Source organism: Citrobacter sp. EC_71 (assembly GCF_019584005.1).
GTDB lineage: Bacteria > Pseudomonadota > Gammaproteobacteria > Enterobacterales > Enterobacteriaceae > Citrobacter > Citrobacter werkmanii.
Map to the genome: position 1 here is coordinate 123,795 of NZ_VDAY01000004.1, position 23,341 is coordinate 147,135.

Sequence of the window (23,341 nt, forward strand, 5' to 3'; positions counted from 1 at the left end):
TAGTGGGGAAAATTACAGTAGACGAGGAAGGGGAGATAAATTCGCCCATCCGTCGCAGATGGGCGAAAATTAAGTATTAGTCACATTGAACTTTGATTGCCAGACCACCACGTGACGTTTCGCGGTATTTGGCGTTCATGTCTTTACCCGTTTCGTACATGGTCTCAATGACTTTATCCAGCGAGACGCGTGGCGCACTGGTACGGCGCATTGCCATACGTGCGGCGTTAATCGCTTTCACGGAAGCAATGGCGTTACGTTCGATGCACGGAACCTGAACCTGACCGGCAACCGGGTCACAGGTTAAACCGAGGTTATGCTCCATACCGATTTCTGCCGCAACACACACCTGTTCAGGACTTGCACCCAGCAGTTCAGCCAGACCGGCAGCCGCCATGGAGCAGGCCACGCCCACTTCACCCTGACAACCTACTTCTGCACCGGAGATTGAGGCGTTCATTTTGTACAGCGCGCCAATTGCACCGGCCGCCAGGAAATAGCGGGTGTAGATATCCGGGCTGACGGACTCAATGAAATGATCGTAATAAGCAAGGACCGCAGGTACGATACCGCAGGCACCGTTAGTTGGCGCAGTGACAACGCGACCACCCGCGGCGTTTTCTTCGTTAACAGCCAGCGCAAACATGTTCACCCAGTCGATTACGTTCATCGGATCGTTGGAGAGCTTGTCGCTGGAGACCAACATACGACGCAGGGCAGAGGCGCGACGCGGAACGCGTAGCGGACCTGGCAGCACACCTTCGGTGTTCATCCCACGATCGATACAGGCCTGCATGGTTTGCCAGACATGGCCAAAGTACTCTTCAATCTCTTTTTTGCTGTGCAGAGCAAGTTCGTTCTGCATCGCCATGCCAGAGAGAGACAGGCCGGTGCTGTTGCAGTATTCCAGCATTTCGGTCGCGGATTTGAACGGATAAGGGACGCTGACCTCGCCCGCGGTATCCTGACCAAAATGTTCTTCATCAACGATGAATCCACCGCCGATTGAGTAGTAGGTTTTGCTATAAATGACGGTTTCGCCATTGTACGCATGGATCTGCATGCCGTTTTCATGCAGCGGCAGGTTGCCGTTGTGAAAACGCATTCCGTCATTCTGCGGGAAATCCACTTCGTGTTGACCCTGCGCAAGCAGCAGGCGTCCACGCGTTTCTACGTCGCGGATAAATCCGGGAATGCTGTCAATGTCTACGGTAGCAGGCTCGTTGCCCGCCAGACCCATAATAATGGCGATATCGGTGTGGTGACCTTTACCCGTGAGCGACAGTGAACCATACACGTCGACGGCAACACGAGTAACGCTGTCCAGTAATCCTTTTTCGACCAGGTCATCGACGAACTGTTTACCCGCCTTCATAGGCCCTACGGTATGGGAAGATGAGGGACCAATCCCCACCTTAAACATGTCGAATAGACTAATCACGATAATACTCCTACAGGGCGACTGGGCTTTCCAGTAACGATGTTATAACTGCGCATAGTGTAAGAGGGAACGCGGCGATCGGCTTAACTATTCACATGAATTAAACTAATAGATAACCGCGGTTTTACTAATGTTGTGACCTGAGTTTCAAGTTGTCTATGGCGTGCGTAAAGATAAGTATAGTCAGGGCTTGACGCCAATTTGCAGAGCCAGCTCACGAATTATTCCGGCGGTCATTCCCCAGACGAAATATTGCTCATACCAGGAAAGCCAAACGCGGTGTGAATCACCACGGCGATAAATATCGAGCGGATGGTAACGCCCTAAATGCAGAGCCTGCGCCAGCGGCATTTCAAACACCGCGGAAACCTCATCTTCACTGGCGCGATACGGCAGATTAGGCGGGATAATGCCGACGACCGGGGTAACCTGGAAACCGGTGACGCTGTCGACCGGCGGCAGGACGCCGATCACCTCAACGCATGACGGCGGAATTGCCACTTCTTCATGCGCCTCGCGAAGGGCGGCGGCGATCAACGAGGCATCGGTGCTGTCCACCGCGCCGCCGGGAAAGGCGACCTGGCCGGCATGTTTGCGTAGATGAACGGATCGCTGGGTTAGCAGCAGACCCGGCTGTGGTCGGCGGACGACTGGGATCAGTACGGCCGCCTGACGCTGGTTTAACGCGGCATGATTGACCTGCGGGCGCAGGAGTTGGAAGCGCGATAAAAAATCATCAAGCGTCAGGCTGCTGTATTCCACGTGTCAATTCTCCAGTTGGTGCAAAATACGATTCACTTTATCAAATGTTTCCTGATACTCCGCGTCTTCCTGACTGTCCGCCACAATGCCACCACCTGCGGAACAATAAATGTGTCCGTTTGTGGCCGTCAGGGTGCGAATGGTGATGCTGGTGTCCATATTGCCGCAAAAGCTCAGGTAACCAATGCTGCCACACCAGGCATTACGTCTGTGCGGCTCCAGCTCATCTATAATTTCCATCGCCCGCACCTTCGGCGCGCCGGTAATGGAGCCGCCGGGGAAGGCGGCGCGCAGCAGGTCGCTGGCGTGCAAAGATTCTGGCAGACGTGCGGTAATGGTGCTGACTAAATGATGAACGGCAGGGAATGGCTCGACCACAAACAGCTCAGGGACCTGTACCGACCCCGGCACGGCAACGCGACCGATATCATTGCGCATTAAATCCACGATCATCAGGTTTTCCGCACGATCCTTTGGTGAATTCGCCAGCAGTTGGGCCTGCTCACGATCGGCATCAGCATCTTCACGTCTTGGCAGCGTCCCTTTAATAGGACGCGTCTGGATGTGCTGGTTTTCCAACAGAATAAACCGTTCGGGTGAAAGGCTGAGGATTGCGCCTTCCTCAAGACGAATGAACGCACTAAACGGCGCTCGATTAGCGTGATTGAGTCGTACAAATGCCAGCCACTCATCGCCCTGATAATGCGCCTGAAAACGCTGGGCGAGATTGACCTGATAACAGTCGCCGCTGTGCAGATAGCGCTGTACCTGGCGGAATTTTTCGCCATACTGCGCGCGACTCATATTGGATTGCCACGCAGAGGTTAAGGCAAACGGTTCACGCGTTGGCGGTTGTTGTGTGTTGAGCCACTTCCGCCGCGCCTCGACATCGGTATGGCTGAGCAGGGATACGGTTTGCAACTGATGATCGACAATCAGCGCCCAGTCGTAAATGCCGACGGCCATATCCGGCAGGGCAATATCGCGCGTGGCAATCGTGGGCAGCGATTCAAATCTTCTGCCAAGATCGTAGCCAAACAGACCTAACGCGCCGCCCTGAAACGGCAGATTGGGGTGATTGCTCGGCTGAATCCCCCGTGCGCTGAGCGCTGAATGTAATACCGTCATTGGGTCATCAAGCGTGCGTACGGTTGCGTGTCCGTCATGGACAACGGTCTCTTCAGCGTGCGTAACCAGCGTGGCGACGGGATCCGCCACCAGAATATCAAAACGGTTATGTGGATGGTCAGCATGACCCGAATGCAACAGCATCGCCCAGGGGAGATGGCTTAAGGTCGAAAAATAGCGTTCAGCGGCGTCCTGACGCCAGGGTAAAGTGATTACAGCGGGAGATAACGTCTTCATCAGTCCTGACTCGTTGCTACTCTACTGGCTAACTGCCCGGTAGCATGAAATAATTAGCGCAGACAATTTAGCAGGAGTTAACAATGTTTGCAGGTTTACCTTCACTCAGTCATGAGCAGCAGCAAAAAGCGGTCGAGCGTATTCAGGAACTGATGTCGCAGGGGATGAGCAGCGGACAAGCGATTGCTCTGGTAGCTGAAGAGTTACGCGCCAGCCATACCGGCGAGCGGATCGTGGCGCGTTTCGAAGATGAAGACGAGTAACGTTGCTTAAACTGCAGCGATAATCTTGATCTCTACTTTGTATTTCGGGTTCATCAACCCGGCCTGGACCGTACAACGTACTGGCGCATGACCGGCAACGACCCACGCGTCCCAGGCTTTGTTCATCGCGGCAAAGTCACTTTTGTCTGCCAGAAAAAGGGTGGCATCAAGAATACGTGACTTGTTGCTGCCCTGTTTTTCCAGAACTGCGTCAATTTGCGCCAGCGTATTCGCCGTTTGTTCAAAGGCGTCAGCATCCAGGTTTTCCGGTACACCGGTGTAATACAACGTGTTGTTATGGATAACCACGTCGGACCAACGCGCTTCGGCATCAATGCGCACAATCGTCATAAATCATTCCTCATTTACGTTTTTCATAATGGCTTCAGGTTGCGCCAAGACTGCCATAATGTTGTGCCTACGTCACCTCTTCAACTGGCGAAAGACCCGCTGGCCTGACATAATCCCTGTTCAAATGAACAGGGGGCAGTGTGACGGACGATTTTGCAGCAGACGGTCAGTTGGCTAAAGCGATACCGGGTTTTAAACCGCGTGAACCACAGCGGCAGATGGCCTTCGCCGTTAGCCATGCCATTGAAAAATCACAGCCGCTTGTTGTCGAAGCCGGAACCGGAACGGGGAAAACCTACGCTTATCTTGCACCTGCGCTGCGTGCGGGTAAGAAAGTCATCGTCTCTACCGGTTCAAAAGCGTTGCAGGATCAGCTTTACAGCCGCGATCTCCCGACCGTCGCTAAGGCGCTGGAATTTACCGGCAAATTGGCGCTGCTGAAAGGGCGCTCCAACTATCTGTGTCTGGAACGCCTTGAACAGCAGGCGCTGGCGGGCGGCGACCTGCCGGTACAAACTTTAAGCGACGTCATCCTGCTGCGCTCCTGGTCAAATCAAACCCTTGATGGCGACATCAGTACCTGCGTCAGCGTGGCGGAAGATTCTCAAGCCTGGCCGCTGGTAACCAGCACTAACGACAATTGTCTGGGCAGCGACTGCCCACTGTACAAAGAGTGTTTTGTCGTCAAAGCGCGTAAAAAAGCGATGGATGCAGATGTGGTAGTGGTCAATCACCATCTGTTTCTCGCTGATATGGTGGTGAAAGAGAGCGGGTTTGGCGAACTGATCCCCGAAGCTGACGTGATGATTTTCGATGAAGCGCATCAGTTACCGGATATCGCCAGCCAGTATTTTGGTCAATCGCTCTCCAGTCGTCAGCTGTTAGACCTGGCGAAAGACATCACCATCGCCTATCGCACCGAGCTGAAAGACACTCAGCAGTTGCAGAAATGCGCCGACCGCCTGGCACAAAGCGCCCAGGATTTCCGCCTGCAACTTGGCGAGCCGGGCTATCGCGGCAATCTGCGCGAACTGCTGGCTGACCAGCGCGTACAGCGCGCGTTTTTGCTGCTCGATGACACGCTGGAACTGTGTTACGACGTGGCGAAACTGTCTCTTGGGCGTTCGGCGTTGTTGGATGCCGCGTTTGAGCGCGCCACGCTTTATCGCACCCGTTTGAAGCGCCTGAAAGAGATTAACCAGCCAGGCTTCAGCTATTGGTATGAATGCACCTCCCGCCATTTCACCCTCGCGCTGACGCCGCTCACCGTGGCGGATAAATTCAAAGAAGTGATGGAACAAAAGCCGGGCTGCTGGATTTTTACCTCCGCGACGCTATCGGTAAACGATGATCTTCATCATTTCACCGCGCGGCTGGGTATAGATGACGCCGAATCGATGCTGTTGCCGAGTCCTTTTGATTACACACGTCAGGCGTTGCTCTGCGTGCCGCGCAATCTTCCGCAAACCAACCAGCCGGGAGCCGCGCGCCAGTTAGCGTCTATGCTGCGTCCCATTATCGAAGCAAACAATGGTCGCTGCTTTATGCTGTGTACCTCACACGCGATGATGCGCGATCTGGCAGAACAATTTCGCGCCACCATGACGCTGCCGGTCCTGTTGCAGGGTGAAACCAGTAAAGGGCAACTGTTACAGCAGTTTGTCAGCGCAGGGAATGCGTTACTGGTTGCCACCAGCAGTTTCTGGGAGGGGGTAGACGTGCGTGGCGATACACTGTCGCTGGTGATTATCGATAAACTGCCGTTCACTTCGCCGGATGACCCGCTGTTAAAAGCCCGGATGGAAGACTGTCGCCTGCGTGGCGGCGATCCCTTCGACGAGGTTCAACTCCCGGATGCGGTGATCACCCTGAAACAGGGGGTAGGGCGACTGATTCGTGACGCAGACGATCGCGGTGTGCTGGTAATTTGCGACAACCGCCTGGTGATGCGGCCCTATGGTGCTACCTTCCTGGCGAGTCTTCCGCCTGCGCCACGAACGCGTGACATTGCGCGCGCGGTTCGTTTTCTTGCCATACCATCGACTGAGTAATTTGTTACGGAGTGTGGTAAGATGCGCGCCAAATTTATTGATCTGATCACAAACACCCATGCGAATTCTGGCTATCGATACCGCCACAGAGGCGTGCTCTGTTGCCCTGTGGAATGACGGTACTATCAAGGCTCATTTCGAGCTTTGCCCACGAGAACATACCCAACGAATTTTACCGATGGTTCAGGAGATCCTGTCCGCTGGCGAATTAGCCTTATCCGATATCGACGCCCTGGCGTTTGGTCGCGGTCCCGGCAGTTTCACCGGCGTACGTATCGGAATTGGCATTGCTCAGGGGTTGGCGCTAGGCGCGAATTTACCGATGATCGGCGTCTCCACCCTGGCGACCATGGCGCAGGGGGCCTGGCGTAAGTCTGGCGCCACCCGCGTACTGGCGGCGATTGATGCGCGAATGGGCGAGGTTTACTGGGCCGAATACCAGCGTGATGAAAATGGCATCTGGCGCGGTGAAGAGACCGAAGCCGTGTTAACGCCTGAACAAGTACATGAACGCTTGCTGCAACTATCTGGCCAATGGGTCACTGTCGGGACGGGCTGGCCTGCCTGGCCTGAACTCGGTAAAGACAGCGGCCTGACGCTGAGCGATGGCGGTGTTCTGCTGCCGGCGGCTGAAGACATGCTGCCTGTCGCCACGCAAATGCTGGCTGCCGGTAAGACCGTGGCGGTTGAACATGCTGAACCGGTTTATTTACGTAACACCGTAGCGTGGAAGAAACTTCCCGGTAAAGAATGAATCTTAGTAGTACATCCCCGGTTAATTCGCGCAGTCGTCAGTGACCCGCATTGTGAGTTTCCCGGGGCAGGCGCTAAGAAGAGGGAGTCGCAATATGGCGGTGCAAAAGCAGGTAGTGAAAGGTGTGTTGGCGGGCGTATTGGCGTTAATGCTAAGCGGCTGCGTCACCATCCCGGATGCGATCAAAGGCTCAAGCCCTACGCCGCAGCAGGATCTGGTGCGGGTGATGAATGCGCCGCAGCTGTATGTCGGACAGGAAGCGCGCTTCGGCGGCAAAGTGGTGGATATTCAGAACCAGCAGGGGAAATCCCGTCTGGAAATCGCCACCGTGCCTCTCGATAGCGGTGCGCGACCCGTGCTGGGCGAAGCCTCTCGCGGGCGAATTTATGCTGATGTAAACGGCTTTCTCGACCCGGTGGATTTCCGGGGTCAACTGGTTACCGTCGTCGGTCCGATTAGCGGTACAGTGGACGGAAAAATTGGCAGTACGCCGTATAAATTCATGCTGATGCAGGTAACCGGTTATAAACGCTGGCATATTACTCAGCAGATTATTATGCCGCCTCAGCCGATCGACCCTTGGTTCTACGGTGCGCGTGGCTGGCCTTACGGTGGCTACGGCGGCTGGGGATGGTACAATCCCGGCCCGGCACAGGTTCAGACCATAGTAACCGAGTAACTCTTTGTTTTATTAGTAAAAGAAACAGCGGCTCGTCCGCTGTTTCTGCATTAACGTGGATATAAGAAAAATAAATAGTGACGTGCTTCGCAACCTTGTCGTTGTGTAATAAACAAACTGGTACGCTGAGTTAATATTATGTTAACAGTTTGTTTATTGCCTGGGGTTGTGATGACGACGAATATGCATTTTAGAGGTGATGTATTGAAAAAGGTTTGGCTTAACCGTTATCCCGCTGGTGTCCCTGCGGAGATCAATCCTGACCGTTATCAATCCCTGGTGGAACTCTTTGAACACTCAGTAAGGCGCTATGCCGATCAGCCCGCGTTTGTAAACATGGGGGAGGTGATGACCTTCCGCAAGCTTGAAGAGCGCAGCCGGGCGTTTGCGGCCTATTTGCAACAAGGGCTCGGGCTGAAAAAGGGCGATCGCGTCGCGCTGATGATGCCGAACCTGCTGCAATATCCGGTCGCCCTGTTTGGGATTTTACGTGCCGGCATGATCGTCGTGAATGTGAATCCCCTGTACACGCCGCGCGAGCTGGAACATCAGCTCAATGACAGCGGCGCGTCGGCGATTGTCATCGTGTCTAACTTTGCTCACACGCTGGAAAAGGTGGTCGATAAAACGTCGGTGCAACATGTGATTCTGACGCGTATGGGCGATCAACTTTCTACCGCCAAAGGGACGCTGGTTAACTTTGTCGTCAAGTACATTAAACGCCTGGTGCCGAAATATCACCTGCCGGATGCCATCTCGTTTCGCAGTGCGCTGCAAAACGGTTATCGCATGCAGTATGTGAAGCCCGAAGTGGTGTCGGAAGATCTGGCGTTCCTGCAATATACCGGCGGGACAACCGGTGTGGCGAAAGGCGCGATGCTCACGCACCGCAACATGCTGGCTAACCTTGAACAGGTTAACGCCACCTATGGACCGTTGCTGCATCCGGGTAAAGAGTTGGTGGTAACGGCCTTACCGCTGTATCACATTTTCGCGCTGACAATGAACTGCCTGCTGTTTATTGAGCTGGGTGGTCAAAACCTGCTGATTACTAATCCGCGTGATATTCCGGGACTGGTAAAAGAGCTGGCGAAATATCCATTCACCGCGATGACCGGCGTCAACACGCTGTTTAACGCGCTGCTGAATAACAAAGAGTTCCAGCAACTGGATTTCTCCTCGCTACATCTTTCGGCAGGCGGTGGCATGCCGGTTCAACAGGCGGTGGCCGAGCGTTGGGTGAAGCTGACGGGTCAGTATCTGCTGGAAGGCTATGGCCTGACGGAGTGCGCCCCGCTGGTGAGTGTTAACCCTCACGATATCGACTATCACAGCGGCAGTATCGGTTTACCGGTTCCTTCCACCGAGGTCAAACTGGTGGATGACGACGATAACGAAGTGCCGCCGGGTGAGCCGGGCGAACTGTGCGTGAAAGGCCCACAGGTGATGCTGGGTTACTGGCAGCGACCGGATGCGACCGATGAAATCGTCAAAGACGGCTGGTTGCACACTGGCGATATTGCGGTGATGGATGATGAAGGCTTCCTGCGGATTGTCGATCGTAAGAAAGATATGATCCTGGTGTCCGGCTTTAACGTTTATCCGAATGAAATTGAAGACGTGGTGATGCAACATTCTGGCGTACAGGAAGTCGCTGCGGTTGGCGTTCCATCGGGCAGCAGCGGTGAGGCGGTAAAAATCTTCGTGGTGAAGAAAGATGCCTCATTAACCGAAGAAGCGCTGGTCACTTTTTGTCGTCGCCATCTGACGGGCTATAAAGTACCGAAGCTGGTGGAGTTTCGTGATGAGTTGCCAAAATCTAACGTTGGTAAGATTTTGCGACGAGAATTACGTGACGAAGCACGCGCCAAAGTGGACAATAAAGGCTGAGCGTTAAGTCAGCCAGCAGAAAACGCCGGGTAATCCGGCGTTTTTTTTGGCGTAAACCTAAGAGAGCACGATTTGAATTATCAAATGATCACTACGGACGACGCGTTGGCCACGCTGTGCGAAGCCGTCCGTGAATTTCCGGCGATAGCCCTGGATACCGAATTTGTTCGCACGCGTACCTATTATCCGCAGTTGGGGTTGATCCAGCTGTTTGATGGCAAACACGTTGCTCTGATTGACCCACAGGGGATCACTGACTGGTCACCACTACGCGATATTTTACGTGATACGGCGATAACCAAGTTTCTGCATGCCGGTAGTGAAGATCTGGAGGTGTTTCTCAATGCCTTTGGGGAACTCCCTCAGCCATTGATTGACACACAAATCCTCGCCGCTTTTTGCGGTCGTCCGCTGTCGTGGGGGTTTGCCGCGATGGTGGAAGAGTTTACCGGCATAGCCCTGGACAAAAGCGAATCCCGTACCGACTGGCTGGCCAGGCCGCTGACCGAGCGCCAGTGTGAATATGCGGCGGCTGACGTCTGGTATCTGTTACCGATCACCACAACGCTGATGGCTGAAACCGAAGCCAGCGGTTGGCTGCCCGCCGCGCTGGACGAATGTCGCTTAATGCAGCAGCGTCGCCAGGAGATTCTGGCACCCGAGGATGCCTGGCGCGAGATCACCAACGCCTGGCAACTGCGTACCCGTCAGTTGGCCTGTCTGCAACTGCTTGCCGACTGGCGGCTGCGTAAAGCGCGCGAGCGCGATCTGGCGGTAAACTTTGTGGTGCGTGAAGAACACTTATGGGCGGTGGCGCGTTATATGCCGGGCAGTCTGGGCGAACTGGACAGCCTGGGTCTTTCGGGCAGCGAAATTCGCTTCCACGGCAAGACGCTGATTTCTCTTGTCGAGAAAGCACAGGCTTTACCGGAAGCGTCGCTGCCGCAACCGCTACTGAATTTGATGGATATGCCAGGCTACCGCAAGGCGTTCAAAGCCATTAAGGCGCTGGTTGCCGAAGTCAGTGCGGAGCAAAATCTCAGCGTCGAACTGCTGGCTTCACGCCGCCAGATCAACCAGTTGCTCAACTGGCACTGGAAATTAAAGCCGCAGCAATCCCTGCCTGAGCTGATTTCCGGCTGGCGTGGCGAACTGATGGCTGAGCGTCTCAACGCGCTGCTGTTGGAGTATCCGCAGTAAGCAAGCTAAAACGGGAGCCAGGTGCTCCCGTATTTAATGGCACGGAGGTTAACCGCGCAGTGCCCGACTAATGGCCTCGCCAACCTGCTGTGTGGTGGCGTTACCTTTCATATCTGGCGTTTTCGGACCGCTGGCAATAACTTGCTCAATTGCCGCCAGAATGCCGTCGTGGGCGGCCTTATAGTTGGCATCACCGTTGCCAAGAAAGTCGAGCATCATCGCGCCAGCCCAGATTGTCGCGATTGGGTTGGCGATATTTTTACCGTAGATATCAGGGGCTGAACCATGTACCGGCTCGAACAGTGACGGAAAGGTGCGTTCCGGGTTTAAGTTGGCAGATGGCGCAATGCCAATTGTACCAGTACAGGCCGGACCGAGATCGGAGAGAATATCGCCAAACAGATTGGAAGCAACTACGACGTCAAAACGTTCCGGCTGCATCACAAAGCGAGCACAGAGAATATCAATATGCTGTTTATCCCAGCGGATCTCGGGATAGTTAGCCGCCATCGCTTCGACACGCTCGTCCCAGTAGGGCATGCTGATGGCAAGACCGTTTGATTTAGTCGCTGAAGTTAGCGTTTTGCGCGGGCGGCTTTGCGCCAGTTCAAAGGCATAACGCAGTATACGATCGACACCACGACGAGTGAAGACCGACTCCTGGATCACCATCTCGTGTTCGGTACCTTCGCTCACGCGTCCGCCGAGGGAAGAGTACTCCCCCTCGGTGTTCTCACGCACGACATAGAAATCAATGTCGCCCGGCTTTTTGCCTGCCAGCGGACAAGGGACGCCGGGGAACAGCCGCACCGGGCGCAGGTTAACGTACTGATCGAATTCACGGCGAAACTTAAGCAGCGAACCCCAGAGTGAGATGTGGTCCGGGACGGTGTCCGGCCAGCCCACGGCACCAAAATAGATAGCATCGAAGGATTGCAACTGTTCACGCCAGTCATCCGGCATCATCTTGCCGTAATGTGCATAGTATTCGCAACTGGCCCATTCCATTTGTTCAAAGCTGAGCGACAAACCCCAGCGTTCGGCGGCTGCCTGTAACACATGAATGCCTTCAGGCAGGACTTCTTTACCAATGCCATCTCCGGGGATAGCGGCAATACGACAGGTTTTCTTCATAGCAGCTCTCACTTGTACGCCATCAAAATTGACTTTCCCCTCATCCTATAATTGACTGAACGATAGTTAATCCCCCTAACTGGTGAAACATAAAACACAGATCATGAATAATCTGCCGCTGTTAAATGATTTGCGCGTCTTTATGCTAGTTGCGCGTCGCGCGGGTTTTGCTGCCGTCGCCGAAGAGTTGGGTGTATCACCGGCTTATATCAGTAAGCGTGTAGCGATGCTGGAGCTGACGCTGAACGTGGTGCTGTTACACCGCACAACACGGCGGGTGACCATCACAGAAGAGGGAGAGCGGATATACGAATGGGCGCAGCGGATCCTGCAGGATGTCGATCAGATGATGGATGAGCTGTCCGATGTCAGGCAGATCCCGCAAGGGATGTTACGTATTATCAGTAGCTTTGGTTTTGGCCGCCGGGTGGTGGCTCCTGCGTTGTCTGCGCTGGCGAAAGAGTACCCACAGCTGGAGCTGAGGTTCGATGTTGAAGACCGTCTGGTGGATCTGGTGAATGAGGGAGTCGATCTTGATATTCGTATCGGGGATGATATCGCACCTAATCTGATTGCCCGTAAACTGGCGACAAACTATCGCATTCTTTGCGCCTCGCCGGAGTTTGTGGCGCAGCATGGAATGCCGAAGCAACTGAACGATCTCTCTACTTTTCCCTGTCTGGTCATTAAAGAGCGTGACCATCCGTTTGGTATCTGGCAAATGCGCAATAAAGAGGGGACTCACTCAATTAAAGTCACGGGACCTCTGTCATCTAATCATGGCGAAGTGGTGCATCAATGGTGTCTTGACGGTCAGGGAATTGCTCTGCGTTCATGGTGGGATGTCTGTAACAACATTGCCAGCGGACATCTGATACACATATTGCCTGAGTATTATCAACCAGCAAATATTTGGGCGGTTTATGTTTCACGTCTGGCAACGTCGGCAAAAATCCGTATTACCGTTGAGTATTTACGCCGCTATTTTGCCGAAAACTACCCGAAGTTTACTTTGGAATAAATGTGTTGCTGGTTGGCAAAGGACTGAAATTAAAAAAGGCAGAATACTCTGCCTTTTTTGCAATCATGACGTAGTTACACAAAAGGTTATTTAGACTCTTCTGCTTCCGGTAATGTCACGTTGAGTTCAAGGATCGAAATATCGCCGTCTTTTTGTTCAAGCTGTACGGTGACCATTTCTGGATCGATTTGTACATACTTGCAGATAACGTCGAGAATATCCTTCCTCAGTTGCGGTAAATAATGTGGCTCGGCGTCACTACGACGGCGTTCCGCAACAATAATCTGCAGTCGCTCTTTAGCGATGTTTGCTGTGCTCTTTTTCCGCGAGAGAAAAAAATCCAGTAATGCCATAACTTATCCTCCGAACAGGCGTTTGAGGAAACCTTTCTTCTCTTCTTCAATGAAGCGGAAAGGACGTTCTTCTCCCAACAGACGGTCTACGGTATCAGCATAGGCTTTACCGGCATCAGCATTGATGTCGAGAATAACCGGCTCACCCTGGTTAGACGCGCGCAGGACTGACTGATCTTCAGGAATCACGCCAACCAGCTTGATTCGCAGAATTTCCAGTACGTCTTCCATGCTCAGCATGTCACCTTTATTTACGCGGCCAGGGTTGTAGCGCGTAAGCAACAGATGTTCTTTAATCGGCTCTTCACTGTTTTCTGCGCGACGGGATTTCGACGCCAGAATACCCAGAATACGGTCAGAGTCACGTACAGAAGAGACTTCCGGGTTAGTGGTGATAATGGCTTCATCGGCAAAATACAGGGCCATCAGCGCGCCGGTTTCAATACCCGCCGGGGAATCGCAGACGATGAAGTCAAAGTCCATCGCTTTCAGATCGTCGAGAACTTTTGCGACGCCTTCACGGGTCAGCGCGTCTTTATCGCGGGTCTGTGAGGCCGGAAGAATAAAGAGATTCTCGGTACGCTTATCTTTGATTAACGCCTGATTTAACGACGCATCGCCCTGAATAACATTGACGAAGTCGTAAACGACGCGGCGTTCACAACCCATAATCAGATCAAGGTTACGCAGGCCGATATCAAAATCAATAACGACAGTTTTCTTTCCCTTCTGGGCCAAACCTGTAGCGATGGCCGCGCTGGAGGTGGTTTTGCCAACGCCCCCTTTACCCGAAGTAACAACAATAATGCGTGCCATAGAAATTCCTTGTTAAAAAGGGATCAATTCAACGGTTGAACTGTCAAAGCGTTCTCTGCTAATTGCAGACGAGCCGCTTTGCCATAAAATTCTGCTGGGATTTTATCACTCAGCCAATAAACACCTGCGATAGACACCAGTTCTGCCGTCAGATGGGTACAAAAAATTTGCGCTTCCCGGTCACCGCTTGCCCCTGCCAGCGCACGGCCTCTCATCATCCCATAAACATGAATATTGCCATCAGCGATAAGCTCTGCGCCCGCACTGACGTGGCTTGTAACAATCAGATCACATTGTGGAGCATAAATGCGCTGACCGGAACGAACCGGTACATTTATTAATCGTGTTTTTGTGACGGGAGTAACGTTTTGCGGCGGCGGGACGGGAACGGGAGCCTCAACAGGCGCGGGACGAAGAGCTTTTTCTTTACCTTCAGTCAGTAAAGGAAGTCCCATTTCGTCAATTTCAGCCTTTAATCGGGCGTCTTTGCATCCGCTAACGCCGATAATGCGCAAGCCGGTAGACGCGACAACTTCCTGCAGCGCCGACCAGTTTACCGGGCTTTCGAGACCACTCACGTTAATCACCACGGGAGCATGTTTTAAAAATGCAGGTGCCTGCGCGATTTTGTCTTCCAACGCCTGACGAATAACCTCGGGTTCTGCTTCATGTAAATGAACCACTGATAAGGTGAAGCTACTGCCTTTAAGCTCGATTGGCGTGTTTGACATCCTGGCCTTACTCAATTTGCTATTTATCATCCCCAGTGCGGGGTGATATTCCGAAGACTATAAGGCATGTTATAGTCAGTATTATATTGAGGCAAGCCACCATTCCGTGAATTCAGAGTAAAAGATATGTTTTGTGTGATCTACCGAAGCAGCAAACGTGACCAGACTTATTTATATGTCGAAAAAAAAGACGATTTCTCGCGAGTTCCTGAAGAACTGATGAAAGGATTTGGGCAGCCAACGCTGGCGATGATGCTGCCGCTTGATGGTCGAAAAAAACTGGTTAATGCCGATCTTGAAAAAGTAAAACAGGCGCTAACCGAGCAGGGCTATTATTTACAAATACCGCCAGCGCCAGAAGATTTACTCAAACAACATCTGGCAGCGGCCAAACAAAATACATCAGACGCTAAACGTTAAACTGCATCCGGCAGCAGCACGTTCCATCGATGCAGTACCTGAAATCTATGACTACGTTAGGGGAAAGTAATGTATCAACATCACAACTGGCATGGTGCTCTGCTGGATTATCCGGTGAGTAAGGTAGTTTGTGTAGGCAGTAACTATGCCAACCATATAAAAGAGATGGGGGGAACCACCCCAGAAGAGCCGGTACTGTTTATCAAACCGGAAACTGCGCTGTGTGATTTGCGTCAACCGCTGGTGATCCCATCCGATATGGGGGCGGTTCACCATGAGGTTGAGCTGGCCGTACTGATTGGCGCGACCTTGCGTCAGGCGACCGAAGAACATGTGCGTAAAGCCATTGCTGGCTATGGTGTAGCGCTGGATCTGACTCTGCGCGATATTCAGGGGAAAATGAAGAAAGCCGGGCAGCCGTGGGAAAAAGCCAAGGGCTTTGATAACTCTTGTCCGCTGTCAGGATTTATCCCTGTGGCAGAATTTGATGGTGATCCGCAGGATACGATGCTCGGCCTGACGGTAAACGGCGAAACGCGCCAGCACGGCTCGACGGCAGATATGATCCATCCCATTGTTCCTTTGATTGCCTATATGAGCCGTTTCTTTACGCTCAAAGCGGGCGATGTTGTGCTGACGGGGACGCCAGCAGGTGTTGGGCCGTTAAGCAGTGGTGATGAACTGGCTATCAGTTTCCACGGACAAACTCTGACCACCCGCGTGCTGTAATCTCTGCTTGCCGCCTTTTTGGGCGGCAAAACTTGCATCAGCGTGCCAGACTGGTTATAAGGTGCAGCTTTATTACGATAGCGGATACCCTGATGAGCGACATACCTTTCTGGCAAAGTAAAACCCTTGATGAAATGACCGATGCCGAGTGGGAGTCATTATGTGATGGGTGTGGTCAATGCTGCCTGCATAAGCTGATGGATGAAGACACCGACGAAATCTATTTTACCAACGTCGCCTGTAAGCAGCTCAATATTAAAACCTGTCAGTGCCGTAACTACGAACGTCGGTTCGAATACGAGCCGGACTGCATCAAGCTCACGCGTGATAATCTGCCTACCTTTGAATGGTTGCCGATGACCTGCGCCTATCGTCTGCTGGCGGAAGGAAAAGGGTTGCCAGAATGGCATCCGTTGCTGACCGGGTCGAAAGCGGCAATGCATGGCGAACGTATTTCGGTACGTCATATAGCGGTGAAAGAATCAGAAGTGCGTGACTGGCAGGATCATATTTTGAACAAACCTTCATGGGCGGACTGAGCCGCCCATCGATTAGCAGGTGTTAAGGGTTAAGCCTTTTTCGCCTGATACATCTCATCTCCATGGTTGTCGTCTTCAACCCAAAAATTGATGTTGAACTGCGCATCGTCGCTTAATTCAACGCGATGCCAGTACTGCGGTGGGCTGGTCGCGAACTGACCGGCATTAATCACTACTTTCACTTCGGGCTCTTTTGCGTCTTCATTGGCAAAGCCATAATACGTTACCGTACCTTCCATTACACAGAGCTGACCAAACACGCCTGCTGCGGTGTTATGGTGAGAAAGAAGTGCTGCCGGGACGTTGTCTTTGGTAAAGAAGGGAGTAGAACGTTTCACTTTCCAGTTTGCCGGGATGCGTAAATGGGACATAAGACATCTCCTTCGTGTGGCATCCATAAGATGTATTTAATATACATCTTATGGATGCCAGCAGGCAATGGATTTAAGGCAAAAAAAACGCTCCCGGAGGAGCGTCTCTGTTAGCGACCGAAAAGGTCACGTTTTTTCGGTTTGAACGGTTGTGCTATGACGACCAGTATTGCCACAACAAGATATGCGGCGAAGATCCCTAGCAGCCACTGCGGCATTTCGAGGGTTAAAAACGACCACTGACGCTCAGCGCAGTCGCCGGATGCCACAAACACCTGCGGCAGCCATTTATCCAGCGGTAACCAGCTCGGGAAGCGCGCGGCAAAATCACAGGTCATAAATGGTGACGGGTGAAGCTGAATCATGGTGTGCTCATATGCTAACTGAAGACCGCGCCAGGCACTGTAAATCCAGATAACCATCGCCACATAGCGCAGCGGTGTTTTTGGCGCGACAGCCCCCACCAGTCCCGCACCCATTACGCCAAATAATGCGCTACGTTCGTAAATACACAACACGCAAGGTTTTAGCAGCATGACGTGCTGGAACCACAGCGCGACGAGTTCCAGCGCAAAGGCGGTAAACGCCAACAATAACCATGCTCCACGACCACGGGAACACTGGTTTAAAAATCGCAACATAATAATTTCCCTGCAACATGCGTAGAGACCGCAGTTTAAACCAATTCACTTTATGCGCCACTAGCGGGAATTGAAAATTTGCGTAATCGGATAATTATCATGCAAAAAGTCAAACCGGGCAGTGATTTGCCCGGCTAATTGTTATGAAAGTGTAGCTAACCAGCCCGACTGGGTCATCCATTCTGTCATTGGTACAAGCGTGAACTCCACGCAAAGCAACCCGACGAGCGTCAGGACAAGGGTATAAGGTAGAGCCATCCATACCATGCGACCATAAGAGAGGCGAATCAACGGTGCCAGGGCGGAAGTCAGCAGAAACAGGAACGCCGCCTGACCGTTTGGCGTGGCCACGGAAGGCAGGTTGGTCCCGGTGTTAATCGCCACCGCTAACAGTTCATACTGATTAAGGCTGATGGTCCCATGCTCCAGGGCTGCTTTGGCTTCGTTGATGTAGATAGTGCCGACAAAAACGTTATCAGAAATAGACGACAGCAGACCGTTAAACAGATAGAACAGCGTTAATTGCGCGTGCTCAGAGGCTTGTAAAACGAACTGAATAATCGGAGAAAAGAGCTGCTGATCGATGATCACCGCAACAACAGAGAAGAACACGGTCAGCAGGGCGGTGAAGGGCAGCGACTCGGTAAAGGCTTTGCCAATAGCATGTTCGTCGGTAACGCCGGTTAACGATGTTGCCAGAATAATCACTGACAGACCAATTAATCCCACTTCCGCCAGATGCAGTGCCAGGGCGACCACCAGCCAGACGCCGATAATCGCCTGGATAATCAGTTTGATCTTGTCCTGGCGGGTTCTCTGCTGACGGCTCTGATCGTCAAATTTTTGCAGGACATCGCGGACGGTCTCCGGCAGCGTTTCGCCATAGCCAAACCAACGTAACTTCTCGACCAGCACGCAGGTTAGCAGACCGCAAATCAGTACCGGAACGGTGACTGGCGACATGCGCAGGAAGAAGTCGCCAAAGTGCCAGCCAGCTGCTTTGGCGATAATCAGGTTTTGCGGTTCGCCAACCATGGTCATTACGCCGCCTAACGCTGTACCGACGCCTGCGTGCATCATCAGACTACGCAGAAAACCACGGAACTGCTCCAGAACGACCTTATTGTGCTGATCGATATGGCTGTCATCGAGCATATTGTTATCTTCCCCTCGGGAAGAGGCCACGCGATGGTAGATGCCATAAAAACCGACCGCTACGCTTATCACCACGGCAACGACGGTCAACGCGTCAAGGAACGCGGAGAGGAAAGCGGCAGCAATACAAAAGGAGAGCGACAGCAGTGACTTGGAACGAATGCTGAGCAGAAGACGGGTGAAAATAAACAACAGCAGCTGCTTCATAAAGTAGATGCCTGCCACCATAAACATCAGCAGCAATAACACCTCAAGGTTGGCGGCAACTTCTTCGCGCACATGCGCGGCGCTGGTCATGCCAATGATGACGGCTTCGATGGCTAACAGCCCACCCGGCAGCAACGGATAACACTTGAGTGCCATCGCCAGCGTAAAAATGAACTCGGCCACCAACAGCCAGCCAGCAATAAAGGGATTGATGAAAAAGATAATCGGGTTAACGACTAAGAAGACGAGCAGTGCAAGTTTGTACCAGTCTGGCGACTGGCCTAAAAAATTGCGCCACATCGCGCGGCTCCATGATAGCTCCATGGTGATTTCCCTACCTTTAAAAATGAAATCATGTTGTTATGTTTGACCGCAAAGCTTAGCGGGAGGAGGGAGCACAGGCAAGCTCTTCACGTGAATGGCAAGGGTGAGTGTGCATCAGCGTTATCTGTAAAATGAAGCCTTGATCCACTTTTTCTTCATTTCGTCAGCTATCAGCTATGAAACCCGTCTGGTATGATAACTGTAACTATGTTTTGCTGTGTAATGGAATTATTACTATGGTCATTAAGGCGCAAAGCCCGGCGGGGTTCGCGGAAGAGTACATCATTGAGAGTATCTGGAATAACCGCTTCCCACCTGGCACTATTTTGCCCGCTGAACGTGAACTCTCTGAACTGATCGGAGTGACACGTACTACGTTGCGCGAAGTATTACAGCGTCTGGCGCGGGACGGCTGGTTGACCATTCAACACGGCAAACCGACGAAGGTGAATAACTTCTGGGAAACCTCCGGGTTGAATATTCTTGAAACGCTGGCGCGCCTCGATCACGAGAGCGTACCGCAGTTGATCGATAATCTGCTGTCTGTGCGCACCAACATTTCAACCATCTTTATCCGCACCGCGTTTCGCCAGCATCCTGATAAAGCGCAAGAGGTGTTGGCGACAGCTAATCAGGTAGCTGACCATGCTGATGCGTTCGCTGATCTGGACTATAACATTTTCCGCGGTCTGGCATTTGCGTCCGGTAATCCGATTTACGGTCTGATCCTCAACGGAATGAAAGGGTTATATACCCGCATTGGTCGTCATTATTTTGCCAATCCAGAAGCGCGTGGTCTGGCGCTGAGCTTCTATCGTAAGCTGTCAGAACTGTGCGAGCAGGGTGCTCATGAGCAGGTTTATGAAACGGTGCGCCGCTACGGTCACGATAGCGGCGAGATTTGGCATCGCATGCAGAAGAACCTGCCGGGCGATTTAGCTATTCAGGGACGCTAATTAAAAACCCCTCATTCGAGGGGTTTTGTTTTTACAGACCGTTCATCCTCGGCGGGCAACGCTCCAGCAGCTCCACGCTGCCATCTTCATTCTGCTGCTCCAGCATCACGTCAAAACCCCATAACCGGTGCACATGTTTCAACACCTCTTTGCGGCCTTTATCCAGCGGGGCGCGGTTATGCGGAATATAACGCAAGGTGAGTGACCGGTCGCCACGCAGATCAACATTCCAGATTTGAATATTCGGCTCCAGATTGCTGAGGTTATATTGCGACGACAGTCGGCTACGAATTTCACGATATCCTTCCTCATTATGGATAGCGGAAATCTCCAGGTAATTGTGGCGATCGTCATCCAGCACGGTGAACAGGCGGAAATCGCGCATCACTTTTGGTGACAGGAACTGACTGATAAAGCTCTCATCTTTAAAATCGCGCATTGCGAAATGCAGGGTTTCCAGCCAGTCGGAACCGGCAATATCCGGGAACCAGTATCTGTCTTCTTCGGTGGGGGACTGACAGATACGCTTGATATCCTGGAACATCGCAAAGCCCAGCGCGTAAGGGTTTATCCCGCTATACCACGGGCTATTGTACGGCGGCTGGAATACCACGTTGGTGTGGCTATGCAGAAACTCCAGCATAAAACGTTCGGTAACTTTACCTTCATCATAAAGGTGGTTCAGAATGGTGTAATGCCAGAAGGTGGCCCAGCCTTCGTTCATCACCTGCGTTTGTTTCTGCGGATAAAAATACTGGCTGACCTTGCGCACGATGCGTAACACCTCACGCTGCCAGGATTCCAGCAGCGGCGCGTTTTTCTCCATAAAATACAGCAGGTTTTCTTGTGGCTCGGAAGGATATCGCCGCGCTTCGGAAATGGTTTTCTCTTCCTCTTTTTTCGGCAGCGTGCGCCACAGCATATTCACCTGGCTTTGCAGATACTCTTCACGGCTTTTCTGCCGGGCTTTCTCTTCCTGTAGCGAGATTTTTTGCGGTCGTTTATAACGGTCCACGCCGTAGTTCATCAGCGCATGGCAGGAGTCGAGGAGCTTTTCGACTTCATCCACACCGTAACGCTCTTCACACTGGGTAATGTAGTTTCGCGCGAAGATCAGATAGTCGACAATGGAACTGGCATCCGTCCAGCTACGGAACAGGTAGTTATTTTTGAAGAAAGAGTTATGTCCGTAGCAGGCATGCGCCATCACCAGCGCCTGCATGGTGATAGTGTTCTCTTCCATCAGATACGCGATACATGGATTGGAGTTAATGACGATTTCATAGGCCAGTCCCTGCTGACCATGCTTATACAAGCGCTCGGTTTCAATAAACTTCTTACCAAACGACCAGTGCGGATAGTTGATTGGCATCCCGACGCTGGAGTAGGCATCCATCATCTGTTCGGAGGTGATCACCTCGATTTGGTGCGGGTAGGTATCCAGTCTGTAGAGTTTCGCCACGCGGTCTATTTCCGCCAGATAGACATCCAGCAGATCAAACGTCCAGTCGGGTCCATCGCTTAACCGTGTGCTGTCCTTGTTCATGGAATCAATCGTAGCCATTCGCGCACCCTCATTGTTGGCGGCACTCTCTGTCTGGAGTACCTCATTTCAAGCATAGATCATGGTGTTAAAAAACGTGCTGCGGCAGAAATTTTTTCTTTGCGATTTCACGATAGCGAGGCGTGGAAAAAAGGCGTGTCCGCAAAATTTTATGCTGGATAAAAATAACGCACAGCATGAGATTCCAAAGCAGGGAGCTCCCTGCAATCACCGCTATATGTGAGATAAGTCACCATAAAAAAGCCATATGTTGAATAATATTTTCAACTGAGTTATCAAGATGTAATTAGATGATTGTTCTTTTACTGTTAACGGAGTGGCTATGCGAGTTGTCATACTGGGAAGTGGTGTCGTTGGCGTGACCAGCGCCTGGTACTTAAGTCAGGCTGGACACGATGTCACCGTCATTGATCGTGAGCCCGGTCCGGCACTGGAAACCAGTGCGGCAAATGCCGGACAAATCTCGCCAGGTTATGCAGCACCATGGGCGGCGCCAGGCGTACCGCTTAAAGCAATTAAATGGATGTTTCAGCGCCATGCCCCGCTGGCCGTCCGTCTCGACGGGACCCAGTTCCAGTTGAAATGGATGTGGCAAATGCTGCGCAACTGCGACACCAGCCACTACATGGAAAACAAAGGTCGCATGGTGCGGCTGGCGGAATACAGCCGTGATTGTCTGAAAGCGCTGCGCGCCTCTACCGGTATTGAGTATGAAGGACGTCAGGGCGGAACGTTACAGCTGTTCCGTACGGCTCAACAGTATGAGAACGCCACCCGCGATATCGCCGTGCTCGAAGACGCGGGCGTGCCATATCAGTTGCTGGAAGCAAACCGCCTGGCTGAAGTCGAACCGGCACTGGCAGAAGTCGCGCACAAGCTGACCGGCGGTCTGCGTTTACCGAACGACGAAACCGGTGACTGCCAACTGTTTACCCAGCGCCTGGCGCAGATGGCCGAGCAAGCGGGCGTTACGTTCCGCTTTAACACCCCAGTTGATAAGCTGCTCAGCGAAGGTGAGCAAATATATGGCGTTCAGTGTGGCGAGGAAATCATTAAAGCCGATGCTTATGTGATGGCGTTTGGCTCTTACTCCACGGCGATGCTCAAAGGGATCGTGGATATTCCGGTCTATCCGCTGAAAGGTTATTCCTTGACCATTCCAGTGGCGCAGGATGACGGGGCACCGGTTTCTACTATCCTTGATGAAACTTACAAGATCGCCATTACTCGCTTTGATAACCGCATTCGCGCTGGCGGCATGGCGGAGATTGTTGGCTTCAATACCGAATTGCTGCAGCCACGCCGCGAAACGCTGGAGATGGTCGTACGCGATCTTTTCCCGCGCGGCGGTCATGTGGAACAGGCCACATTCTGGACCGGACTGCGCCCGATGACCCCGGACGGTACGCCGGTCGTGGGACGAACCCGCTTTAAGAATCTGCTACTCAATACCGGTCATGGCACGCTGGGCTGGACCATGGCCTGTGGATCCGGCCAGTTGCTGAGCGATATTTTGTCTGGCCGTACCCCAGCCATTCCTTACGACGATTTGAGCGTGGCGCGTTACAGTCCGGGGTTTACCCCCTCTCGTCCACGGCATTTACACGGCGCACATAACTGATAA

24 protein-coding genes are annotated in these 23,341 nt (G+C 52.5%); 12 read left to right on the plus strand and 12 right to left on the minus strand.

Features of this window, described 5'->3' with window-relative positions; translation table 11 throughout:
• Nucleotides 1–76: 76 nt before the first annotated feature.
• The 3 genes from sdaA to pabB form a co-directional block, all read right to left on the minus strand.
• A complete protein-coding gene (sdaA, locus tag FHD02_RS05685) occupies nt 77–1,441 on the minus strand; it encodes an L-serine ammonia-lyase (protein WP_042307858.1) in 1,365 nt (454 codons plus the stop codon).
• Nucleotides 1,442–1,624: 183 nt separating this feature from the next.
• Nucleotides 1,625–2,203, minus strand: coding sequence for a CoA pyrophosphatase (locus tag FHD02_RS05690; RefSeq protein WP_038641269.1), 579 nt, complete (start codon nt 2,201–2,203; stop codon nt 1,625–1,627).
• Nucleotides 2,204–2,206: 3 nt separating this feature from the next.
• Nucleotides 2,207–3,571: an aminodeoxychorismate synthase component 1 gene (pabB, locus tag FHD02_RS05695; RefSeq protein ID WP_220393717.1), complete on the minus strand. Its 1,365-nt coding sequence runs from the start codon at nt 3,569–3,571 to the stop codon at nt 2,207–2,209.
• Nucleotides 3,572–3,651: 80 nt separating this feature from the next.
• On the opposite strand from pabB, the gene FHD02_RS05700 reads away from it, so the two are divergent.
• Entirely contained in the window at nt 3,652–3,831 is a 180-nt protein-coding gene (locus FHD02_RS05700) for a YoaH family protein (RefSeq protein ID WP_003020986.1), read from the plus strand.
• 6 nt (nt 3,832–3,837) lie between these two features.
• Here the strand turns inward: FHD02_RS05700 and FHD02_RS05705 are convergent, their stop codons facing one another.
• Nucleotides 3,838–4,182, minus strand: a complete 345-nt coding sequence (locus tag FHD02_RS05705) for a RidA family protein (RefSeq protein ID WP_042307863.1) — start codon at nt 4,180–4,182, stop codon at nt 3,838–3,840.
• A 140-nt stretch (nt 4,183–4,322) separates the two neighbouring features.
• Between FHD02_RS05705 and FHD02_RS05710 the strand changes: the two genes are divergently transcribed.
• The 5 genes from FHD02_RS05710 (at nt 4,323) to rnd (ending at nt 10,756) form a co-directional block, all read left to right on the plus strand.
• Complete coding sequence (locus tag FHD02_RS05710; RefSeq protein WP_061381170.1) at nt 4,323–6,233, plus strand: ATP-dependent DNA helicase; 1,911 nt, start codon at nt 4,323–4,325, stop codon at nt 6,231–6,233.
• Nucleotides 6,234–6,291: 58 nt separating this feature from the next.
• Entirely contained in the window at nt 6,292–6,987 is a 696-nt protein-coding gene (gene tsaB / locus FHD02_RS05715; RefSeq protein ID WP_079223765.1) for a tRNA (adenosine(37)-N6)-threonylcarbamoyltransferase complex dimerization subunit type 1 TsaB, read from the plus strand.
• 94 nt (nt 6,988–7,081) lie between these two features.
• Nucleotides 7,082–7,666: a Slp family lipoprotein gene (locus FHD02_RS05720; protein ID WP_042307869.1), complete on the plus strand. Its 585-nt coding sequence runs from the start codon at nt 7,082–7,084 to the stop codon at nt 7,664–7,666.
• Nucleotides 7,667–7,870: 204 nt separating this feature from the next.
• Nucleotides 7,871–9,556: a long-chain-fatty-acid--CoA ligase FadD gene (gene fadD, locus FHD02_RS05725; protein ID WP_123261005.1), complete on the plus strand. Its 1,686-nt coding sequence runs from the start codon at nt 7,871–7,873 to the stop codon at nt 9,554–9,556.
• An 84-nt stretch (nt 9,557–9,640) separates the two neighbouring features.
• Nucleotides 9,641–10,756: a ribonuclease D gene (gene rnd, locus FHD02_RS05730; protein ID WP_038641255.1), complete on the plus strand. Its 1,116-nt coding sequence runs from the start codon at nt 9,641–9,643 to the stop codon at nt 10,754–10,756.
• 48 nt (nt 10,757–10,804) lie between these two features.
• Here the strand turns inward: rnd and FHD02_RS05735 are convergent, their stop codons facing one another.
• Complete coding sequence (locus tag FHD02_RS05735) at nt 10,805–11,890, minus strand: tartrate dehydrogenase (protein ID WP_220393677.1); 1,086 nt, start codon at nt 11,888–11,890, stop codon at nt 10,805–10,807.
• A gap of 103 nt (nt 11,891–11,993) precedes the next feature.
• Here FHD02_RS05735 and FHD02_RS05740 point away from each other — a divergent pair, with 103 nt between their 5' ends.
• On the plus strand, nt 11,994–12,911 hold the full coding sequence (locus tag FHD02_RS05740; protein WP_042307874.1) for a LysR family transcriptional regulator: 918 nt from the start codon (nt 11,994–11,996) through the stop codon (nt 12,909–12,911).
• An 86-nt stretch (nt 12,912–12,997) separates the two neighbouring features.
• On the opposite strand, the gene minE is transcribed toward FHD02_RS05740, so the two are convergent.
• The 3 genes from minE to minC are packed head-to-tail and all read right to left on the minus strand — an operon-like array spanning nt 12,998 to nt 14,811.
• Nucleotides 12,998–13,264 (minus strand): cell division topological specificity factor MinE, encoded by a 267-nt coding sequence (gene minE / locus FHD02_RS05745; protein WP_003833739.1) that lies wholly within the window; start codon nt 13,262–13,264, stop codon nt 12,998–13,000.
• A gap of 3 nt (nt 13,265–13,267) precedes the next feature.
• Complete coding sequence (minD, locus tag FHD02_RS05750; protein WP_042307876.1) at nt 13,268–14,080, minus strand: septum site-determining protein MinD; 813 nt, start codon at nt 14,078–14,080, stop codon at nt 13,268–13,270.
• 23 nt (nt 14,081–14,103) lie between these two features.
• Nucleotides 14,104–14,811, minus strand: a complete 708-nt coding sequence (gene minC, locus FHD02_RS05755) for a septum site-determining protein MinC (RefSeq protein ID WP_042307878.1) — start codon at nt 14,809–14,811, stop codon at nt 14,104–14,106.
• Between the two features lie 126 nt (nt 14,812–14,937).
• On the opposite strand from minC, the gene FHD02_RS05760 reads away from it, so the two are divergent.
• From FHD02_RS05760 to FHD02_RS05770, 3 genes are all read left to right on the plus strand, one after another.
• On the plus strand, nt 14,938–15,231 hold the full coding sequence (locus FHD02_RS05760) for a YcgL domain-containing protein (RefSeq protein ID WP_220393678.1): 294 nt from the start codon (nt 14,938–14,940) through the stop codon (nt 15,229–15,231).
• Nucleotides 15,232–15,300: 69 nt separating this feature from the next.
• Nucleotides 15,301–15,960 carry a fumarylacetoacetate hydrolase family protein gene (locus tag FHD02_RS05765; protein ID WP_042307880.1) on the plus strand — a complete coding sequence of 220 codons (660 nt, stop codon included), beginning with the start codon at nt 15,301–15,303 and terminating at the stop codon, nt 15,958–15,960.
• A gap of 92 nt (nt 15,961–16,052) precedes the next feature.
• The gene (locus FHD02_RS05770; RefSeq protein ID WP_003020944.1) at nt 16,053–16,499 is read left to right on the plus strand and encodes a YcgN family cysteine cluster protein; all 447 of its coding nucleotides are present in this window, start codon (nt 16,053–16,055) and stop codon (nt 16,497–16,499) included.
• A gap of 29 nt (nt 16,500–16,528) precedes the next feature.
• Here the strand turns inward: FHD02_RS05770 and FHD02_RS05775 are convergent, their stop codons facing one another.
• The 3 genes from FHD02_RS05775 to nhaB all read right to left on the minus strand — a co-directional run bounded on the left by FHD02_RS05775 (nt 16,529) and on the right by nhaB (nt 19,197).
• Complete coding sequence (locus FHD02_RS05775; RefSeq protein WP_042307882.1) at nt 16,529–16,870, minus strand: DUF1971 domain-containing protein; 342 nt, start codon at nt 16,868–16,870, stop codon at nt 16,529–16,531.
• A 110-nt stretch (nt 16,871–16,980) separates the two neighbouring features.
• On the minus strand, nt 16,981–17,511 hold the full coding sequence (dsbB, locus tag FHD02_RS05780; RefSeq protein ID WP_137348913.1) for a disulfide bond formation protein DsbB: 531 nt from the start codon (nt 17,509–17,511) through the stop codon (nt 16,981–16,983).
• 141 nt (nt 17,512–17,652) lie between these two features.
• Nucleotides 17,653–19,197 (minus strand): Na(+)/H(+) antiporter NhaB, encoded by a 1,545-nt coding sequence (nhaB, locus tag FHD02_RS05785; protein WP_137370532.1) that lies wholly within the window; start codon nt 19,195–19,197, stop codon nt 17,653–17,655.
• 236 nt (nt 19,198–19,433) lie between these two features.
• On the opposite strand from nhaB, the gene fadR reads away from it, so the two are divergent.
• Entirely contained in the window at nt 19,434–20,153 is a 720-nt protein-coding gene (gene fadR, locus FHD02_RS05790; RefSeq protein WP_038641229.1) for a fatty acid metabolism transcriptional regulator FadR, read from the plus strand.
• Nucleotides 20,154–20,184: 31 nt separating this feature from the next.
• Here fadR and FHD02_RS05795 read toward each other — a convergent pair whose 3' ends face one another.
• Nucleotides 20,185–21,717, minus strand: a complete 1,533-nt coding sequence (locus tag FHD02_RS05795; protein WP_006684212.1) for a SpoVR family protein — start codon at nt 21,715–21,717, stop codon at nt 20,185–20,187.
• Nucleotides 21,718–22,039: 322 nt separating this feature from the next.
• Between FHD02_RS05795 and FHD02_RS05800 the strand changes: the two genes are divergently transcribed.
• Nucleotides 22,040–23,338 (plus strand): D-amino acid dehydrogenase, encoded by a 1,299-nt coding sequence (locus tag FHD02_RS05800; protein ID WP_220393679.1) that lies wholly within the window; start codon nt 22,040–22,042, stop codon nt 23,336–23,338.
• Nucleotides 23,339–23,341: the final 3 nt, after the last annotated feature.

Excerpts from the sequence above, each read along its gene's own strand:
- nhaB (WP_137370532.1), bottom strand. The coding sequence starts at position 19,197 with ATGGAGCTATCATGGAGCCGCGCGATGTGGCGCAATTTTTTAGGCCAG.
- FHD02_RS05765 (WP_042307880.1), top strand. The coding sequence starts at position 15,301 with ATGTATCAACATCACAACTGGCATGGTGCTCTGCTGGATTATCCGGTG.
- rnd (WP_038641255.1), top strand. The coding sequence starts at position 9,641 with ATGATCACTACGGACGACGCGTTGGCCACGCTGTGCGAAGCCGTCCGT.
- FHD02_RS05770 (WP_003020944.1), top strand. The coding sequence starts at position 16,053 with ATGAGCGACATACCTTTCTGGCAAAGTAAAACCCTTGATGAAATGACC.
- minD (WP_042307876.1), bottom strand. The coding sequence starts at position 14,080 with ATGGCACGCATTATTGTTGTTACTTCGGGTAAAGGGGGCGTTGGCAAA.
- minC (WP_042307878.1), bottom strand. The coding sequence starts at position 14,811 with ATGTCAAACACGCCAATCGAGCTTAAAGGCAGTAGCTTCACCTTATCA.
- FHD02_RS05705 (WP_042307863.1), bottom strand. The coding sequence starts at position 4,182 with ATGACGATTGTGCGCATTGATGCCGAAGCGCGTTGGTCCGACGTGGTT.
- FHD02_RS05760 (WP_220393678.1), top strand. The coding sequence starts at position 14,938 with ATGTTTTGTGTGATCTACCGAAGCAGCAAACGTGACCAGACTTATTTA.
- minE (WP_003833739.1), bottom strand. The coding sequence starts at position 13,264 with ATGGCATTACTGGATTTTTTTCTCTCGCGGAAAAAGAGCACAGCAAAC.
- fadR (WP_038641229.1), top strand. The coding sequence starts at position 19,434 with ATGGTCATTAAGGCGCAAAGCCCGGCGGGGTTCGCGGAAGAGTACATC.
- FHD02_RS05775 (WP_042307882.1), bottom strand. The coding sequence starts at position 16,870 with ATGTCCCATTTACGCATCCCGGCAAACTGGAAAGTGAAACGTTCTACT.
- FHD02_RS05740 (WP_042307874.1), top strand. The coding sequence starts at position 11,994 with ATGAATAATCTGCCGCTGTTAAATGATTTGCGCGTCTTTATGCTAGTT.
- FHD02_RS05700 (WP_003020986.1), top strand. The coding sequence starts at position 3,652 with ATGTTTGCAGGTTTACCTTCACTCAGTCATGAGCAGCAGCAAAAAGCG.
- FHD02_RS05795 (WP_006684212.1), bottom strand. The coding sequence starts at position 21,717 with ATGGCTACGATTGATTCCATGAACAAGGACAGCACACGGTTAAGCGAT.
- FHD02_RS05800 (WP_220393679.1), top strand. The coding sequence starts at position 22,040 with ATGCGAGTTGTCATACTGGGAAGTGGTGTCGTTGGCGTGACCAGCGCC.
- FHD02_RS05720 (WP_042307869.1), top strand. The coding sequence starts at position 7,082 with ATGGCGGTGCAAAAGCAGGTAGTGAAAGGTGTGTTGGCGGGCGTATTG.
- tsaB (WP_079223765.1), top strand. The coding sequence starts at position 6,292 with ATGCGAATTCTGGCTATCGATACCGCCACAGAGGCGTGCTCTGTTGCC.
- FHD02_RS05735 (WP_220393677.1), bottom strand. The coding sequence starts at position 11,890 with ATGAAGAAAACCTGTCGTATTGCCGCTATCCCCGGAGATGGCATTGGT.
- dsbB (WP_137348913.1), bottom strand. The coding sequence starts at position 17,511 with ATGTTGCGATTTTTAAACCAGTGTTCCCGTGGTCGTGGAGCATGGTTA.